20 protein-coding genes are annotated in these 18,193 nt (G+C 38.6%); 16 read left to right on the top strand and 4 right to left on the bottom strand.

The features are described from left to right. The first annotated feature begins 67 nt into the window (after nucleotides 1-67). Together ADIARSV_RS19300 and rdgB are read left to right on the top strand one after the other, a co-directional pair. A complete protein-coding gene (locus ADIARSV_RS19300; protein ID WP_016197360.1) occupies nucleotides 68-565 on the top strand; it encodes a hypothetical protein in 498 nt (165 codons plus the stop codon). Beyond that, nucleotides 565-1,140: an RdgB/HAM1 family non-canonical purine NTP pyrophosphatase gene (gene rdgB, locus ADIARSV_RS19305; RefSeq protein WP_016197361.1), complete on the top strand. Its 576-nt coding sequence runs from the start codon at nucleotides 565-567 to the stop codon at nucleotides 1,138-1,140. The genes ADIARSV_RS19300 and rdgB overlap by 1 nt, the downstream gene beginning before the upstream one ends. Nucleotides 1,141-1,221: 81 nt before the next feature. On the opposite strand, the gene ADIARSV_RS19310 is transcribed toward rdgB, so the two are convergent. Then, a complete protein-coding gene (locus ADIARSV_RS19310; RefSeq protein ID WP_052017060.1) occupies nucleotides 1,222-3,570 on the bottom strand; it encodes an OstA-like protein in 2,349 nt (782 codons plus the stop codon). An 81-nt stretch (nucleotides 3,571-3,651) separates the two neighbouring features. Here ADIARSV_RS19310 and tilS point away from each other — a divergent pair, with 81 nt between their 5' ends. From tilS to ADIARSV_RS19330, 4 genes are all read left to right on the top strand, one after another. Then, nucleotides 3,652-4,992, top strand: a complete 1,341-nt coding sequence (tilS, locus tag ADIARSV_RS19315) for a tRNA lysidine(34) synthetase TilS (RefSeq protein WP_016197363.1) — start codon at nucleotides 3,652-3,654, stop codon at nucleotides 4,990-4,992. Next, the gene (locus tag ADIARSV_RS19320; protein WP_016197364.1) at nucleotides 4,989-5,471 is read left to right on the top strand and encodes a hypothetical protein; all 483 of its coding nucleotides are present in this window, start codon (nucleotides 4,989-4,991) and stop codon (nucleotides 5,469-5,471) included. The genes tilS and ADIARSV_RS19320 overlap by 4 nt, the downstream gene beginning before the upstream one ends. A gap of 250 nt (nucleotides 5,472-5,721) precedes the next feature. After that, nucleotides 5,722-6,516, top strand: a complete 795-nt coding sequence (locus ADIARSV_RS19325; RefSeq protein WP_016197365.1) for a hypothetical protein — start codon at nucleotides 5,722-5,724, stop codon at nucleotides 6,514-6,516. Nucleotides 6,517-6,544: 28 nt separating this feature from the next. After that, nucleotides 6,545-7,351, top strand: coding sequence for a hypothetical protein (locus tag ADIARSV_RS19330; protein ID WP_016197366.1), 807 nt, complete (start codon nucleotides 6,545-6,547; stop codon nucleotides 7,349-7,351). Nucleotides 7,352-7,571: 220 nt separating this feature from the next. Here the strand turns inward: ADIARSV_RS19330 and ADIARSV_RS19335 are convergent, their stop codons facing one another. Continuing rightward, nucleotides 7,572-8,534 (bottom strand): isopenicillin N synthase family dioxygenase, encoded by a 963-nt coding sequence (locus ADIARSV_RS19335; RefSeq protein ID WP_016197367.1) that lies wholly within the window; start codon nucleotides 8,532-8,534, stop codon nucleotides 7,572-7,574. 147 nt (nucleotides 8,535-8,681) lie between these two features. On the opposite strand from ADIARSV_RS19335, the gene ADIARSV_RS19340 reads away from it, so the two are divergent. The 8 genes from ADIARSV_RS19340 (at nucleotide 8,682) to ADIARSV_RS19365 (ending at nucleotide 14,168) form a co-directional block, all read left to right on the top strand. After that, nucleotides 8,682-10,775: a HEPN domain-containing protein gene (locus ADIARSV_RS19340; protein WP_016197368.1), complete on the top strand. Its 2,094-nt coding sequence runs from the start codon at nucleotides 8,682-8,684 to the stop codon at nucleotides 10,773-10,775. Nucleotides 10,776-10,778: 3 nt separating this feature from the next. Further along, a complete protein-coding gene (locus tag ADIARSV_RS19345; RefSeq protein WP_016197369.1) occupies nucleotides 10,779-11,471 on the top strand; it encodes a precorrin-2 dehydrogenase/sirohydrochlorin ferrochelatase family protein in 693 nt (230 codons plus the stop codon). A gap of 53 nt (nucleotides 11,472-11,524) precedes the next feature. Then, complete coding sequence (locus ADIARSV_RS23090) at nucleotides 11,525-11,827, top strand: RrF2 family transcriptional regulator (protein ID WP_016197370.1); 303 nt, start codon at nucleotides 11,525-11,527, stop codon at nucleotides 11,825-11,827. A gap of 65 nt (nucleotides 11,828-11,892) precedes the next feature. Continuing rightward, nucleotides 11,893-12,054, top strand: a complete 162-nt coding sequence (locus tag ADIARSV_RS23095; protein WP_016197371.1) for a hypothetical protein — start codon at nucleotides 11,893-11,895, stop codon at nucleotides 12,052-12,054. 442 nt (nucleotides 12,055-12,496) lie between these two features. Continuing rightward, entirely contained in the window at nucleotides 12,497-12,622 is a 126-nt protein-coding gene (locus tag ADIARSV_RS23275) for a transposase (protein WP_394331158.1), read from the top strand. Then, complete coding sequence (locus ADIARSV_RS22010; RefSeq protein WP_016197372.1) at nucleotides 12,601-12,738, top strand: hypothetical protein; 138 nt, start codon at nucleotides 12,601-12,603, stop codon at nucleotides 12,736-12,738. The genes ADIARSV_RS23275 and ADIARSV_RS22010 overlap by 22 nt, the downstream gene beginning before the upstream one ends. Nucleotides 12,739-12,826: 88 nt before the next feature. After that, nucleotides 12,827-13,162, top strand: a complete 336-nt coding sequence (locus tag ADIARSV_RS19355; RefSeq protein ID WP_016197373.1) for a hypothetical protein — start codon at nucleotides 12,827-12,829, stop codon at nucleotides 13,160-13,162. Nucleotides 13,163-13,334: 172 nt separating this feature from the next. Then, the gene (locus tag ADIARSV_RS19365; protein ID WP_016197374.1) at nucleotides 13,335-14,168 is read left to right on the top strand and encodes an alpha/beta hydrolase; all 834 of its coding nucleotides are present in this window, start codon (nucleotides 13,335-13,337) and stop codon (nucleotides 14,166-14,168) included. A 113-nt stretch (nucleotides 14,169-14,281) separates the two neighbouring features. Here ADIARSV_RS19365 and ADIARSV_RS19370 read toward each other — a convergent pair whose 3' ends face one another. Further along, on the bottom strand, nucleotides 14,282-14,581 hold the full coding sequence (locus tag ADIARSV_RS19370; protein WP_040300716.1) for a hypothetical protein: 300 nt from the start codon (nucleotides 14,579-14,581) through the stop codon (nucleotides 14,282-14,284). A gap of 162 nt (nucleotides 14,582-14,743) precedes the next feature. Next, a complete protein-coding gene (locus ADIARSV_RS19375) occupies nucleotides 14,744-15,037 on the bottom strand; it encodes a hypothetical protein (protein WP_016197377.1) in 294 nt (97 codons plus the stop codon). A gap of 321 nt (nucleotides 15,038-15,358) precedes the next feature. Here ADIARSV_RS19375 and ADIARSV_RS19380 point away from each other — a divergent pair, with 321 nt between their 5' ends. Together ADIARSV_RS19380 and ADIARSV_RS19385 are read left to right on the top strand one after the other, a co-directional pair. Next, nucleotides 15,359-16,489, top strand: a complete 1,131-nt coding sequence (locus ADIARSV_RS19380) for a DUF4861 family protein (RefSeq protein ID WP_016197378.1) — start codon at nucleotides 15,359-15,361, stop codon at nucleotides 16,487-16,489. 138 nt (nucleotides 16,490-16,627) lie between these two features. Further along, nucleotides 16,628-18,187, top strand: coding sequence for a sulfatase family protein (locus ADIARSV_RS19385; RefSeq protein ID WP_016197379.1), 1,560 nt, complete (start codon nucleotides 16,628-16,630; stop codon nucleotides 18,185-18,187). Nucleotides 18,188-18,193: the final 6 nt, after the last annotated feature.

Below are 18,193 nucleotides of genomic sequence, written 5' to 3' on the forward strand. Positions count from 1 at the left end.
TTAACTCCTCTATAGCTAATGCTATTGTTTTAACTATTTTTAACAAAGGATTATTACTTTTGACTTCATGAGCGATTTAAAAGCAACTGATCTTTCAGCTCTTCGTTACCTGATGACCGATGATATTTATGTCGTCAGAGAAGATCCACTGCCTGAGATCACTAACGAAAAAGAGGAACTAAATAGTACTTTTGAGTACCTGGGGGAAAACAATAAATTCCTTTTGCTTTTAATAAACGACCAAACCCATTCCAACCTGCAGTCCCAGGAACTGGAAGCACTTCAAAAGATCTTAAATGCAAAAAGGATGAGTTTGAAAGATATTGCCATCGTTAATCAACGTAAATACCCCAAAAATGGATGGAAAGAGCTCAAAAACTATTTTGCATGCAGCAGCATAGTCCTGTTTGGCATTGAACCTACTGCCATTCAAATACGAAAACTTCCCCTCAATGCGATCACTGAATTCGAAGGAATGCAAATCCTGGCAACGTATAGCTTCACTGACATGATGGTCGATGAGGATAAAAAAAGGGAATTCTGGAACCAAATGAAAAAACTTTAATGACAACATTAGTATTTGCTACAAATAATCTACATAAGCTGGAAGAAGTACAGGCGCTGATTGGCGATAAATTCCTCTTGAAAACATTAAATGAGATAGGCTGCACAGAAGAGATTCCTGAAACCGGACATACCTTTATTGAAAATGCATCTCAAAAAAGCCATTATATCTTCAACAATTTCAAAGAAGACTGTTTTTCTGACGATTCAGGATTAGAGGTAGATGCCTTAAATGGCGAGCCAGGAGTTTATTCTGCACGTTATTCAGGATCGCGTGACCCGGAAACTAACCTGCTGCTAGTTTTAGAGAAAATGAAGAAGATGGAAAACCGCACAGCCCGGTTTAAATGCATCATCTCTCTTATTATTAACGGACAAGAACATATTTTTGAAGGAAGCGTAGAAGGGGCAATCACCCAGGTACGTTCAGGTACGGCAGGATTTGGATATGATGGCATTTTTCAGCCTGAGGGTTATAACATGACATTTGCCGACATGACCTCTACTCAGAAAAACGGAATCAGCCATCGTGCTAAAGCAGTAGAAAAGCTAGTTGCATTTTTAAATAGCTTATAGTAAAGCTGACTGTAATATGAAAAAAAATAAATCTTTAATGCAGAACTTGCATCAAAAAAGCAGCTTCAAACATATCAACGGTTAAAGCCCCTTTGCAGCAGCTTTAACCGTTGAATCTTTTATGGCAGAGACCTTTTTTAGAACCGTTGAATCAGGAATCTTTAACACGTTTGAATCTATTAAAGCAGGAACCTTTAAAATAGCAGAATCTGTAACAGCAGGAATCTTCTGACCAGTAATTTCCTTAACAAGTGGCGCTATTAAATTAGCCCCATTAATCGCTACAGGCTTTTTAACCACATTACCACTCTTAGCTTTAGTCGCAACAGCTTTAGCACTTACCGATGTTTTTTTCTTTCTTAATGTAGGAATTATTTCTTCCTTAGATTTCGGACGATCTTTCGGCTTCCAAATAAAGCCATCCAGAATCTCCATATCCTTTGGGGCCTTCTCTATTGGGTAATACTTACCTTCAGGTTTGCGCACCAGCAATACCCGCTTCAACTTACTATCTGCAAATTCAAGCCTCATTCTGCTACTTAACGACCGGTTAAAACCGGTATAAACACTATCTTCCAGCGTATAATAGATACTCTCCGCGTTCCCATCCACAAACATGCTTTCCAACTTACTGTCTTTAAAAACACCCGTCAGCACTTTACCTTTTACCTGGTTAAACTTAGTTGAATCACCTTCTGCACTCACAATAAGACCATTATTTTGAAGCAGCATATTGTCAAGCTTCTGATTTTTTAACCTTAGAAATATAGTATCTGCAGTAAGCTGTGTCCCCTGGGTCCAGATAATTGGATTAATATAACACCTGATGATGGAATCGGCATAACTATAAAACGTAGAGTCAGAGCGCGATTGAAGATCAGATTTAAAGATCTTCACTTTATGATAAGCATGTATCACCCTCGTTAGAACGGTATCCATTGGATTAAAAGGAACCAATTCAATTTTCTTAACAACGGCAGGTATCACCTTACCTGTACGATCACGCTTCAAGGAATCCACTTTTAGCGACCCACCTTTCTTGGCCAATAAGGAGTCCTTCGATAGTATTGATGCATCTTTACTAAGCAACACAGAGTCCTTCTTCAGCAAAGCTGTTTTTTTAGGGATAGCCAGAGTACCTTTTTTCCCGGACAAGGAATCTGCCTTTAAACTGTCCGCCTTTGAAGCCTTTTTCGGGATAACCAGCGCTCCTAATTCATTTATAGGAATTTCTGTTTTTGTACTATCCACAGCCGGAGGCACATCTTTCACCTGTTCAGAATCCTTATTCCGTTTGGAAGATTTCTTCTTTTTGGACGATTTTTTATCCTTATCCTGCACAGCTACCACTGCCTCTACAGGAGCTACCCTTTTAGGGACCGCAATACCCTGATCTTCACCACTCTCCCCTAACGGATCGTCACTAATTTCCTCATCAGATTTCAACGTTTCCGGATTAGCTGGTATCAAATCACCCATACGGATCAGCTTAGTCATCAAAGTATCTGCTGTCATATAAATAGAATCCACAGACAAAGAATCCTTGTCCACCTGCATCACCACATAAGCATTCTTAGTCACCAAGGCACTTTCATCAGACTTTCTGTAAATCCCCTGGTTCCCTTTCAGGATCACCTTTTGCACCGTATCTAAAAACGTGATATTGTTAATCGCTTTCCCCATACCGGCTTTCCCATCGTAATAAAGGCTATCGCCCTTCAATGATTTTGAACCCTCTGTGTATAAGTTTTTCTTACCAAACCAAGCCTGATCGGTAACTGTATTGTACCTGCCGTTCTCTGTATATAATTTCGAGGCTACATTCGCTCCCTTACCATTGATGGTCGTAGGTCCAAAGAATTTAGCAATTTTTGATTCCGTATTGTATTTAAGCGTATCGGTTTTAATTAACGCATCGGGAGTATTCACTACCACGTCAAACCTAAAAAAAGCATCATGATTAGTAGCAAAATAATAGCCATTCTGACTAGTTAAAACATCCTTTCCATTTTCAATCTTTCCCCCTCCAATATAGGTACCATATTTACTGGCCATCCTATACGTGAGGTGATTTGTAGTTAAAACTGCCGATTTATCAATCATCCTCACATTATTGGTCAGAATAGCAATCTTCGTTAATCCATTATAATTCAGTACATCCGAATATATTGTTGTCCCATCGGGTTGAGTAATCACCACATGTCCATAGGCATCAAAAGCATTGCCGGCCTGATTATAGTCTGAACTATCCGCCCTCAGCGTAGAGCCATCGTGTACAAATACAGGATTGATAACCCTGGCAAACTGACCATTACCCCCATCTACCGCTTTTATCTCGGTAGAACTCGTTAACTGAATCTGACTTCTCCGTTGTGCGGATAGATCGTAAACGCTTAAAAAAAGTATAAAAAGGGAAAGCAATTTTTTCACCCTACAAAATTAGTTTATTTACGCATGTAATTCATATGTATCCTTTAAGCATTATTTACAGATATTTAAATATTTTTGCCTATGCTCCCAACAGAAAGGTTTATTGCTTTTATACAACAAAATAAACTATTCGACCCTTCGGATAAAATACTGGTAGGTGTAAGTGGTGGAAAAGACTCTGTGCTACTAGCTCACCTGTTTCACGAAGCAGGATTTAATTTCGGTATCGCACATTGTAACTTCAGCCTCAGGGATAAAGAATCCGATGAAGACGAAGTTTTTACCAAAGATCTTGCCACCAAGCTTAACATCCCTTTTTATACCATTAAGTTCCAAACCACAGCTTATGCACAGCAACACCATATCTCCATCGAGATGGCAGCACGTGACTTACGCTATGCCTGGTTTGAAAATATCAGGAAAGCCAACGACTATCAGTATCTTGCGGTAGCGCAGCATAAAAGTGATGCTACAGAAACTGTTTTGCTTAATCTTGTTCGGGGAACAGGGATTTCAGGCTTGCATGGTATCCTGCCAAAAAGAAACCGAATTCTCCGTCCCCTTTTATTCTTGCACAGCGAAGAAATCAGCTCCATCATTGCAGCTCAATCCATCCAATACAGGGAAGACGCCTCCAATGCCTCCGTGAAATATAAACGGAATAAGATCCGCCTGGATGTGATCCCGCAATTAAAGCTGCTTAACAAAGACCTCGACAATACCTTTCAGGAAAATAGTAAACGTTTTGCCGACCTCGAGACTTTTCTGCACCTGCAGATACAAAAGCTTCGGTCTTCCCTATTCAAACAGATCTCTTTCGATACGATAGAAATTCAGATTGCCGATTTAAAACCATTAATACCACAGGATTTTCTTCTTTATGAACTTTTTAAACCCTATCACTTTAATGAAACCAGTCTGCGCGATCTGACAAATGTGTGGGACAGCCAATCCGGGAAAACATTTGAATCGAGCAGTCATACCTTATTACTGGACAGGTCTTTACTTATTTTAAAGCAAAAGTCAAAGATCCTGCAAACGGAAGTAATCATTACGCCCGACATGACATCATTCTCCTGGATGGGACAAGAGTTTTCTATTTCGCATGTAGATTTTTTATCTTTTCCCTATAAAGGCAATAATAAAATCGCATATTTAGACGCCGAATTGTTACATTTCCCCCTTAAATTACGTCTATGGAATATAGGCGACTATTTTATCCCCTTAGGGATGAAAGGGAAAAAGAAGATCAGCGATTATTTTACCAATCAAAAACTGAATCGCTTTGAGAAACAAGAAACAGGGATACTGCAAAACGGTAATGGCGACATTATCTGGGTTGCAGGTTACCGTTCTGACGATAGATACAAGGTAACAATCCAGACGCAGGATATTTTCATTATAGAAATTTTAAATAAATGATCAACCAGGCAACCTTTACAGAAAAACAATATTTAGGCAGAGACTTTAATAGGATCAGCATTCGGATCACTATGGCACTTTTCTGTTTCGGGGCCTATTACTTGAGCGCTCAAAAACAAAATACCGCCGAACTGCTGCTTATGGTAGGAGCAGGTATTCTGGTTGGTTCTGTTTTGATGCTTTTTATGGTACACTACCGAACCACTATCAAAAATAAAAGTATCATTATTGATGGTCTCTGGACAACCCGCCTGGTTAAAATTGACCTGAATAGTATTGTAAAAGTTGCCCGCACAAAATACAGCCATTACATCGTCAACAATCCGGTATACAATCTTCACTCCAAAGGAAAGATCCGCTTCTATGCAGGAGGTAAAGAAGCTTTATCACTGATAGACAGGGATGGTTTGGAATATTTGATCGGGACACAACACCCCGAAGAGTTTGAAGAAGCGGTCAAAAAAGAAATGAATAGTTAAAAAAAATCCAAGTTTTATCAGCAGAAACTGAGCAATTTTAATTTTCTCACTATTTCTCATGATGCGTTTATAGCTGCAATATTCAGCTATCCATATTAGCTGTTTTTTAGCTATAAATTTGCAAACATCTTGACTCACAACGACAAAACAATCAATTTCACATTAGTATACATGCGAATATACAATGTGATAATCTGAGTACCTAACTGATCGATTTAACCTAATTTAAGGTTTTAAATCAAATCACTCTATGGGAAAATTTGACATTAAATCGTTGTTCCTCGTTATCATTACTGCCTTATCATCAAGCTGTTCAAAAAACGAAGACCTGGCAAACCTCGTCACAAACAAGAGTACTATTCTTGAGTATGCTGTACCATTAGGATCAGTAAATTTCAATGAAACTTCATTAATAAAACTCGGTTTAAGCCCGCTGAAAGTTCCAAAATTGACAGCAAAACCATTAATTGGAACAACCAGAATCTTTACTCTGATATCCGTTCCATCAGCTGAATATATTAAGGCAACCAAGCTAGTAGATATATCAAAACTTATACCTGGAAGTTTTTATCACCAAATAGGCACAGAAGACTTTTACCTTTCCTTATTTACTCGTTTTGACGAAGAACTCAGCTTTCAAAAACTAAAGGGAAGTGCATCCACTTATGGCTGGAACTGCCATTGGAACAGGCCCCCCTTTGTAGAAAAGGAACACCCCGATATTTTGTTCAATCCTGATTTCCGTGGAGAATTTCTTATTGTGTTATCAAAACCCTGTACAGAATTTGGTTTTGAGCTTGCCCCCAACATTAAAAATAAAAACACAAATTTCATAGGCTTTTATGGAAATGGAAACTGGGACTACAGTTCCGGCAAAATTTCCGCATTAACAACCTTTAGCCCTTCTGGAGCACGTTTATTTGCAATAAAATCAACAAGGCCTTTTACTACAGTGACCCTTCACTGGGGTGAATATGCAAATGCAGAGAACTATACCCCAGGAGGATCTGCAATAGCAAACATCAGGTACACGCTAGCTGAGTAGTCATCAAAGATCTTAAAGCATGATACGTATGAAAAAATCTTCCCACAATTTTTTATTGGTGGCCTTAATTGCCACAACCCTATCCAGCTGTTCTAAAAAAGAAACCTTTACAGATGTCGTTCCGGAGAAAGATGATCTGGCTCAAACTTCAATCTACACCATCCCATTAGGTACAGGAACCCATAATGACACTTTAACCATCCACTTAAATTTACCTCCTATAAATTACCCTCTTGTACCAGACGATACAGGGGACGGAAGTACAGGAGAACACACGTGGATCGAATTCCTAAATCCTGATTACCTGAAGGAAACTTGCCTGCTGGATATTTCAAAACTAAAAGCAGGATATTTTTACCATCAGATCGGCACTAAAAGTTTCTCTGTGGCTTTTTTCGACAGGGATGAGGAAAGAATTTGCATGCAAAAGCTTAAGGCCAACAAACCGACTCCCCTTGGCTGGAGTTCCGAATGGAACATCCCACCTTATGTGGAAAAGAAAAACCCTGAAGTATTGTTCAATTCCACAGATAATGGCTCCTTTACCTTTGTACTGTCAAAACCCTGTACAGAATTTGGTTTTGAACTCACCCCCAACATACAAGGTGAAAATGTAAATTATACAGTCATTTATGGAAATTATCAATATGACGGCACCTCCGGAGAGATTCAACCATTAACCGTTTACAACCCAGGGTTGGCACGCATCTTTGCACTGAAAGCTAAAAAGTCATTTACCGTAGTTGAAGTAATATCTTACGATGATCCGGATGAAGTTGGGTATACTGCTGGAGGATCAGCGATTACGAACATCAGGTATACGTTAGCTCAATAATTTACAAGCATTAATACTTTCAAAAGAAATTACTGAGCGCTCTTTAAACGCTATCTAACATAACCAACATAGAGCCATGAAGGCAACATCACCCTTATATAACGCTTGCTTGTCCCTTACTTTCGGCTTCAGACACGAACCGCCAAGCCAGCACCAACGAACAACGAAGGGTCAAGCAGCGAAGCTGACCTATCGCAGTTACGTCACTGTCTGTGGATAGTTACATTTTTAATCCGATTTCCCTGAGCCTTTCATCCAGGTATTCCCCTGCAGTCATATCACTATACGCTTTTGGATGCGCAGCGTCAATACAAACATCCAGACAGCTAAGATCTACCTCTAGTTTAGGATGAAGAAAAAATGGCACTGAAAACCGCGATGCTTTCATCAATTCACGTGGCGGGTTCACTACACGATGGGTAGTCGATTTTAGCTTGTTGTTGGTAAGCCTTTGCAACATATCCCCCACATTAACCACAATATCTTCTACCTGAGTTTTCACCGGATACCAGACGTCATTGCGCGTAAGCACTTCCAACCCATCCGCACTGGCGCCAATTAATAAGGTAATTAAATTAATATCTTCATGAGCACCTGCACGCACCGCATCAGGAGCTAAAGCATCAGGATCCAGAATTGGGAAATAATGAATTCCACGCAAAATGGAGTTACCGTTATGCACTTTGGTGTCGAAATAATTTTCATCCAGACCCAGGTAAACGGCTATCGCTTTCAGCAAATGCTTTCCGGCACGCTCCAGGCATTCGTATACTTCCCGGGTTACCACATTAAAACGGGGCAATTCTTCTACCTCCACATTGTCCGGATACTGCGCTTTAACCGGATCACCATCTGTAACCGTTTGTCCCCTTTGCCAGAATTCTTTTAAATCCGGCACCGGAGCTCCTTTCGCCTTTTCTTTTCCCTTGCCGGTATAACCACGCTGACCGGCAAGTTCAGGGATTTCATATTTGCGTTTTACTTCATCAGGCAGACTGAAAAACTTTTTCACCTCCACGTAAAGCTCGTCCATAAGTTCCTTTGTCATGCCGTGATTGGCAATAGTCACAAAACCTGTTTCTGTAAAAGCCTGACCGATCTGATCAGAAAAGGCAGCTTTCTGCTCATCAGATCCATGCACATAATCATTCAGATCAAGACGGGGAATATTAATTTCAGTCATATTGGGGGAGTTTAAGTTTATTATAGATGAATAGCGAATTCACTTGCTAAGGTAAATTTACATTAGTCAAACGATATGAGAGGGAAAAATATTTTAGATACCGGGCAGGAATTGCTATTTTTGGTTATAACATTAACTCTATAGAGAATGCAAGGTTTTAGAACAGAGCTAGAGAATCCGCTGGTACAGAAAGATATAATTGACCTGGAGAAGAAGATAAGGTTATTTAGAGACGGTCAATTAGATGGAGAGAAGTTCCGGAGCTTAAGGTTGGCAAGAGGCGTTTACGGCCAAAGACAACCAGGGGTACAGATGATCCGGATCAAACTTCCTTATGGAAAACTGAGTATTCAACAGCTTTATCGTATTTCTGATGTATCCGATGAATACGCAACAGGAAATTTACACATTACTACCCGTCAGGATATACAACTCCACTATGTGAGTTTAGAGCGCACTCCTGAGTTATGGGCCGAACTGGAAAAAGACTCCGTAACTCTGCGTGAGGCTTGTGGAAATACCGTCCGTAATGTAACGGCATCTCCAGAAGCAGGTGTAGATCCGGATGAAGCTTTTGATGTTACTCCGTATGCACAGGCTACATTTGAGTATTTTCTTAGAAACCCGATCTGTCAGGATATGGGAAGAAAGTTCAAGATGTCCTTTTCTTCTTCTGAATCAGACACGGCTTATGCCTATATGCATGATATCGGTTTTATTCCTAAGGTAAAGATCGAAAATGGCGTTGAAGTACGTGGGTTTAAAGTATATCTGGGAGGAGGTTTAGGATCTCAGCCACATATTTCAGAATTCGTGACTGACTTCATGCACGAAGATCTCATCATTCCTTTTGCAGAATCTGTGATCCGTGTGTTCGACCGTCATGGTGAACGCGCGAAACGAAATAAAGCCCGCTTAAAGTATCTGATCCAGGAAATGGGCAAAAAGGCCTTTCTTGAATTGGCAGAGAAAGAGCGTTTGGCATTAAAGAACAAAACATTCAAAATAAGTCGCGATTTCGATTTCACTTTACCGGCTTCTGTCATTCAGCCGGCTATAGAGCTTCTTAATCCGGTTAAATATGAGCAATGGAGAAAGACGAATATCTTCCCTCAGAAACAAGAAGGTTATGTTTCCGTTGGAATCCGTGTTCAAAACGGGGATATTAAAACGCCTATAGCACGTAAACTGGCAGAAATAGTTCGTGATACTGCAGCTGATGATATCCGCCTGACGAATACACAGGGCATCTTACTTCGCTATGTGAAGGAAGAAAACCTGCCTTACTTATTTCAAAAACTGGATGAGCTTTATTTAGCTGAACCTGGTTTTGGCAGTGTGCTTGACATTACCTCATGCCCTGGAACAGACACTTGTAATCTTGGTATTTCAAACAGTACCGGCATTACACGAGAGCTGGAAAAGGTGATGACAGCCGAATATCCTGAACTTATTTATAATAAAGATATTACCATTAAAATAAGTGGTTGCATCAATGCTTGCGGTCAACATGCCCTGGCAGCTATAGGTTTTCATGGCTCCAGTATGAAGATTGGCAAACTCGTTGCTCCTGCTTTACAGGTGTTACTGGGTGGAGGATCTACTGGCGACGGCGCAGGTGTTGCTTCTGAAAAGATTATTAAAATTCCTAGCAAAAGAGGTCCGCAGGTGCTGCGTGCTATCCTGGACGATTATTTTGATAATAGTCAGGAAGGTGAGTTGTACAATGACTATTACATCAGACAAGGAAAGATTTATTTCTATGACCTGCTGAATCCTTTGGCGAAACCTGAAGATATTACTCCGGATGATTTCATTGACTGGGAACATACCGAGCCCTACGTTACTGCAATTGGAGTGGGTGAATGTGCCAGTGTAATGATTGACCTGGTTGCCACTTTACTTTATGAAGCAGAGGAACGAATTCAGTGGGCTGATGAGGCATTGGAAGCTGGTGAATATGCAGATTCCATTTATCATTCCTATACTGGTTTTGTCAACTCAGCTAAGGCACTGTTGGTATCAGAAGGAGTGAAGACAAATACGCAAGCTGGAATTATAAGAGATTTTGATACTACTTTTGTTGATACCAGCAAAATTACCCTTCCTTCCAGTTTCAATGAGTTGGTTTATCAAATGAATCAACAAGAACCGGGTAAGGACTTTGCTACCTATTACTTTCAGCAGTCTAGTTTATTTAACCAACAGCTGAAAGATTACAGAACGCTCCAAACAGCTTAAAATATGGTTGAAACTCCAGCAAAGAATCCGCTGTTTCCAATATTTGTCAAATTACATACCCTCAATCTGCTTCTTGTAGGTGGAGGGTATGTGGCATTAGAAAAGTTAGCTACTTTACTGATTAACAGTCCGGATGCTAAAATAAAACTAGTGGCGGGCATAATCAGTAATGATGTGCATGCCGTTTTAAAGGAGCATAACATTCCTTTTGAAGAACGGGATTTTGAGGTGAGGGATCTGGAAGATGTTGACCTGGCAATTGTTGCTATAAATGATGGCCAGATCAGCTCTAAGATTGCCGCTGCTTGCAAAGAGCGCAAGGTGCTCACAAACGTAGCGGATCAACCTGCGATTTGCGATTTCTATTTAGGGTCGGTTGTTCAAAAAGGGAATCTCAAAATTGCCATATCGACAAATGGTAAGTCGCCTACTATTGCAAAGCGAATTAAAGAGATGCTGAATGAGACCATTCCGGATGAAATGGAAGATCTGCTTAACAATATGCAACGCATCCGCAATGGCTTAAAAGGAGATTTTACGGAAAAAGTAAAACAGCTCGATGCCATCACAAGTGTTTTAATCGATAATAAGAATAAAAAATCGGTCTTTCGGACATTCCTCTATATGCTGTCTTATATCATCGCTATTCTGTTTCTCATGATTGCTGGATATTATATCCTTTCCGCATTGTTGTAGTCTTTCTATAATATCTATAGAGTTTGCACGTTGCTAATAATTAAATATTATCTTTGACACAGACTTTACATACCATTTATTTTGCTAACAAAAAAACCAAATATGCAGTAAAGGCCTTAATGGCTTTAGCAAGGAATAAAGGTAATGCTCCCATGCTCATTTCATCTATTGCCACAAATGAACAACTTCCAAAGAAGTTTTTAGAGGCAATACTTTTAGAGATGAAGCGCAATGGTTTTTTGGCCAGTAAAAAAGGTGCAGGAGGTGGTTATTACCTGATGAAAAAGGCAGAAGATATTAAACTTGCTGCCATTATTCGGATCATTGATGGTCCTATTGCCCTGTGCCTTGTGTGAGTTTGAACTTTTACGAAAAATGTGACGAATGTACCAGTGAAATATATTGCGGGATTCGCGATGTAATGATAGACGTGAGGGATGCTACACTGAAGATTCTCGGCGAAACCAGTCTGGCGGATATGATCGAAAGAGAAGACCGTTTGAAAGCACTATTGTTGGAAGAACAGTCCAAAAACAAATCAGAAGAAGACTTAAAGGGTAACTTAGGAGAAGTAATATCCTAAAAGCAACCCCAAATTCTAATTCTTGAATGAATAGATACCACAAAGCGGCAGCTCTAGCTACCCCTTTTGAAAAACCAAACTACTAGGTTCTGTTGAAAAAGTAAAATCATTTTGATAGTCAGTTAGTTATTCGGATTTTAGGGATAGATAGTGCAGGGAAAGATAAAAAAAAGGTAAATAGGCCTGCATCAGCCCCTGGTTTTGTTAGCCCCTCACAATTAACGCTAGCAGGTTTTGATACTCCCTTTTCTCGAAAGCTGAGTTCAGATAACCGTTGGGTTGTACTGGCAGGGAAGATTCCCTGGGTTGAGATCTGTAATATTTACACCAAACATGTTGGTTTGAGCAGCAACGGAAGGCCTCCTATTAGCCCAAGGGTTGTTAATGGTTCGATAAACATAAAGCATATGTGCAATCTTGATGACAGGGAAACCGCAGCCAGATCAGTGAAAATATGTATATGCAATACTTCCTTGGCTATTCAAGTTTCGGCAATGAAACCCCTTTCGATGCCTCCCTGTTTGTTGAGTTTAGAAACAAGATGGTATGGAACAGATCTATGCGGTAAATGAGAAGATCCATTCATTGCATCACAATGACCGATCTGATCGAGAAAAAGAGATAGAATGGCGCAGAAAAAACACTAATAAACCGGCAATGCAAGCATCTATTTTTGATGGGTAGGGGTTCTTTTTCCAATAAAGAGCAAAAACTGCATGCAAACCTATTAAAAAGGCTTATTTTCATTAAGTTTAATTTTTATCGGACAGCAATGATATTTAATCTTGAATTTTTACCTATTTTTATTGAAAATTTCAATTCAATTACCAACCCAAAATGGCCCGCAAAAATTAAAAAAGGAAGCTTAAATGGTGAAGTAATTTGCACAACCGATTTTTTTGCACCTGCTGCCGCTGTCGCCAATTATAAATTGGCAGACAATGAAGGTGAGGACAGTTTGTTCACCATTCTATTGATGGTAGTTTCTCTATCAGAAAAGGCGACTGGATGCTATAAATTTGCCCAGGTTCTGGCGGCTGGAGCGATCCAATACCTGGGGAGCAAACTAGAAGCAGGCTTACTTTGCATCCAATTATACAATATATAAAGCGACCCTTCAGAAACCAAAAATCTGGAAGCTTCAAATCCACAAAAAGTAACGGAACTAAAAGCTTTATTAAAAAATATATTATAGATGGTCGTAGTACTCCAGAAGTAAAACAAAAAATGTCACATTGGTTTGGAGTGGAACCAGGTAAAAGAAATTTTAAACTAAATTTATGAAACAAACATTTCTCTACATCTTTTTTTTGAGCATCACATTAGGCATATCTAATGGCTTCGCTCAAGAAAAGGTACTTTACAAACAAATAGATACCACAAAATTATTTATCGATATTTATTACCCAAAACACGCTGATGCTTCAAAACCGAAGCCTGCCATGGTCTTCTTTTTTGGTGGAGGATGGGTTGGTGGCACTACCTCCCAGTTTTTAGATCAAGCAAAATATTTTTCGGAAAGAGGATTGGTGTGTTTTCTGGTTGATTATCGAACAAAAAATAAAAATAAAACCACTCCTTTTGAATGTGTAAAAGATGCAAAATCAGCCATGCGTTATATTCGTAAAAACGCAGTTAAATTTGGGATTGACCCCGATAAAATCATCGGATCGGGTGGTTCTGCCGGTGGGCATTTGGCTGCTGCAACTGCTTTAATTGATGATTATAACGAAAAAACAGATGATTTAACGATCAGTTGCAAACCTGATGCCTTGGTTCTTTTTAATCCCGTTATTGACAATGGACCAGCAGGTTATGGTTATGAAAGAATTGGTGACGCTTATAAAAGCTTTTCTCCACTACATAACATTAAAAAAGGAGCGCCACCAACCATTATATTTTTAGGGACTAAGGATAAACATATCCCAACTGTGGCTATGGAATATTATAAATTGGTGATGGAAAAAATAGGTAGCCGATGCGAATTACATTTATACCCTAATGCCGAACATGGCTTTTTTAACCAATCAACCAGTAAAGAAAACTATACCAGCACTGTTAATTTCGCTGATCTATTTTTACAATCTTTAGGTTACTTAAAGCCTAAGGAGTAGTTCACCAATTTGAGTTGGGTTTTTCGCCTAACTCTAATTCTATTTTTGCCCCATCCATTAGTAGCTGATAAGTGAAATAGCCATCAATGGGGTACCTGATATATTATGGGTAGTTATCCGCCAGGGTTACTCATGATTAAAGAAGTTATCTTTCCACCTATAATGGTTGTGCCAATAGTTGCTACTGTTGTACTTACTACCACCAATGGTTGCAATTGTTGTGGGTGCAATGGTATAACCGCTGCCTGTATTGGTGACAACTCAGCTATCAATTTATATGAGGTATACGGAATGAACAGGACAAGAAGCAACAGTACATTGACAACGCTTAGGACCGGTTTACCATTAACAACAGAAGATACTTGCTGAATAATTGCCGCGGGATAGTCTTGCTGGCAGCTGTTCGCCTGCAAGACTATCGTAAGATGAGGTCAGGTATATCCTTTATCAGGAGCTTTATCGAAGTTTTCCCTGCCTATCTTTGAGGATTTTTCCCGAACGATTTTACAGATTGGAACAGGAATAGAATCCACAATAAATACATTTTCACCTTCATTCATTTGTCTGGCCAGGTGTCATTGAGCTGCTGCAACCAGGGAAAGATTACTTTTCTTCTCCCGGTTAAAATTGCAACGATGTATTAACTGTGGAAATTCAGATGAATAATCGCTTTTAAGTTTCCCAAACAAGTAATTTTCTGAGTCAATACCTAAAGATTCAGCGGTTAAAACCAAGGCAATAAGCTCACAATCAGATAGTTTAGACTTTCCAAGATAAAATATAAAGTCATTATCCTTATTGATAGTGGATTTAAAAACAGATTTGGTTATTTCTAAGAATTGATTAAAATTGGTCGAAAGGTTGTGCATAGAGAGGAATTACTTAGTCGTAACCCCTCTTTAAAATACAGATTTGCACTATTATGCACAACCTTTTTATTCATTATATACTCTTTTTTTAATCGCACAACACGTTAACCAAATAATTTTTTTATATAAAGTGTTAAAATGATTAAAGGCAATAGATACGACAATTGAAAGCTTCAAATATCGTATCAAATCGTTTGGATCTATAATTAGTTGTTGGTTTTTAAATATTTTATTAGTTATTTAGCTGAATATAACCTTTCCTATTCTATCCAAAAAAAAACCGAAACGATAGCTTAGAATAAAAATTAAGGAAACCAAATTATGAGATTTTCGAACTTCTTTTTACTCATTTTGTGTGCAGGGAATCTTTTAACTGCTAATGCACAAACCACTACTACTTTACAAATTAGCAATCCTAGCAGCTTAACTTATTTTGATAAGGTTATTGAAGTTCCATGGAAAACAATAAACAAAATTGACACTGCTAAGTTGATTGTGATTGAATCGGACACAAAAATGCAAATCCCTTTTCAACTAGAAAAAAAGGGCACTTCAAATGTAGTAAATCTATTGATTCAGATTTCTTTAAATTCTTATCAAAATAAAAACATTTTAATTACTACCGGGCAAAGAGAAAAATTTGCTAGTAAAACCTATGGTAGATACGTACCAGAAAGATTAGACGATTTTGCATGGGAAAACGATAAGATAGCATATCGTATGTACGGAAAAGCACTAGAAACTACGCCCAAAGACAACGCTTATGGAATGGATGTATGGGTTAAGCGTACTGACAGACTGATTTTGAACGAAAGGTACAAAAGAGGTGATTACCATATAGACCATGGAGATGGGATGGATTATTACCATGTAGGTTTCACCCTGGGGGCCGGTAATATGATGCCCTATTTAAACGATTCTATTTATTACTCTAAAAACTATGTAGAATATAAAGTATTAGATAATGGGCCACTACGTACTTCATTCCAATTATTTTATAACGAATGGCAAGTTGGTGATCAGAAAGTTAAAGTTACCAAAACATTCTCATTAGATGCTGGAGATTGGTTAAACAAGATTGAGGTAAATTATTCGGGGAGCAATGTTAAAAATTTACCAGTGGTGGCAGGTATTATTGGCCGCCCGGAACCTGGTGTAAAATATTTTAACGAACAAAATGGAATTATGAGCTATTGGGAACCACAACATGGCCCAGATGGTGTTACTGCCTTATCATGCCTATTCCCTTCTGCAGTTCAAAAAATGGCAGAAATTAAAGGGCAACTTCTAACATTTGCAAAAACCGATGAACAAGGAGCAATTACTTATTACTCTGGTGCAACTTGGAACCGGCAAAGCACTTTTACCAATAACAACGCATGGGTAAAATATCTGGAAGATTTTAAAGAATCATTGGTTGCAAAAATTGTTATTCAAAAAATTAGTCAATGAAATATGGCCGTTTTTTGCTTGCGGCGGGTAAGGTAACAGGCTATCCGCTGTAGTCGCGGTGAAAAATCGGGAGCTACCGCTCCTATCGTTGACGAAAAAAAGCAATTCATTAAAATAAATAATTTTTAAAAAAATATCATGTTTAAAAAAAATAAATTATTTTATCTCTTAACGTTGATTTTTTTTTCGACTAATGGCTTTACTCAAACACAATTGATTAGGCAAGATAAAGGAAGTTTAAAACTCAAAAAAAATGACAACTCAAAGCCAAGAAACATTGTTTTTATTTTGGTGGATGACCAACGGTACGATGCACTAGGTTTTTTAAAAGCGCAAGATTTTATAAAAACACCAACGCTTGATTTAATGGCCAAAGAAGGCGCCTATTTGCCCAATGCTTTTGTAACAACTTCACTATGCTCTCCTTCTCGGGCATCTATTCTTACCGGATTATATGCGCATTTGCATAAAGTAGTTGATAACCAACATGCGGTGTCTAAAGACTTGATTTTTTTCCCTCAATATTTACAAAAAGTGGGCTACCAAACTGCTATGATAGGCAAGTGGCACATGGGTGGCGAATTTGACGATCCGCAAAAAGGTTTTGATTATTGGGTTTCTTTTAAAGGACAAGGTTCTTATTTACCCGAAGCCAATGGTTTAAACGTAAATGGCAAACATGTAGCACAAAAAGGCTACATCACAGATGAACTTACGGATTATGCTTTAGATTTTCTGAACACCAGAAATACTAAAAAACCATTTATGCTGTACTTATCACATAAAGCTGTTCATGCCGAGTGTATTCCCAGAGAAGAAGATAAACATTTAGCAGATAATTTTAGCTTCAAACCTCCTCTAAGCATGACTATTGGCGTACATCAAGGAGCACCTATGTGGTTGCAAAATCAGCGCAATTCATGGCATGGTGTAGAATTTCCTTTTCATAGCACTGCTGATATTGGCGAAATTTATAAAACCTATGCAGAAACCTTGTATGGTGTAGATCAGTCTGTTGCAAGAGTGATGGATTATCTAAAGAAAAACAATCTTTTAGAATCTACATTAATCATTTATATGGGCGATAATGGTTTCCAATATGGAGAGCATGGTTTAATTGATAAAAGAACTGCTTACGAAGCTTCGATGAGAGTGCCCATGTTAGCCTATTGTCCAGAAATTATTAAACCAAATACCGTAGTTCCAGAGGTTGTAGCGAATATTGATATTGCATCTACTCTTTTAGAAGCTGCAGGCTTAAAAGCACCAAACTATATGAATGGAAGCAGCTTTTTGCCACTATTAAAGGGTGAAAAGAAAGATTGGAGAAAAGGATTGCTCTATGAATATTATTGGGAACGCAATTTCCCGCAAACCCCTACAGTACATGCCATACGTGGCGATAGGTATAAGTACATTAGATATACGGGGTTGTGGGATACCGATGAATTATATGATTTAAAAAACGATCCAAATGAAATCATCAATTTAATTAGAGATAAGGACCACTTAGCAATTGCTGCTGAAATGAATCATGAACTGTTTAAAGAATTAAGCAGCACAAATGGCTTATTTGTTCCATTACTTCCAGATAGTGGAAACCAAAGTATTTTACGCTACGAGTATGGTACTCCAGCGGCAAAATTCCCATCATATTTAATGAGAGAAAAAACTGAAACTCATGTCGAACACAAATAGACTTAA

The organism is Arcticibacter svalbardensis MN12-7 (assembly GCF_000403135.1).
Taxonomy (GTDB): Bacteria; Bacteroidota; Bacteroidia; order Sphingobacteriales; family Sphingobacteriaceae; genus Arcticibacter; species Arcticibacter svalbardensis.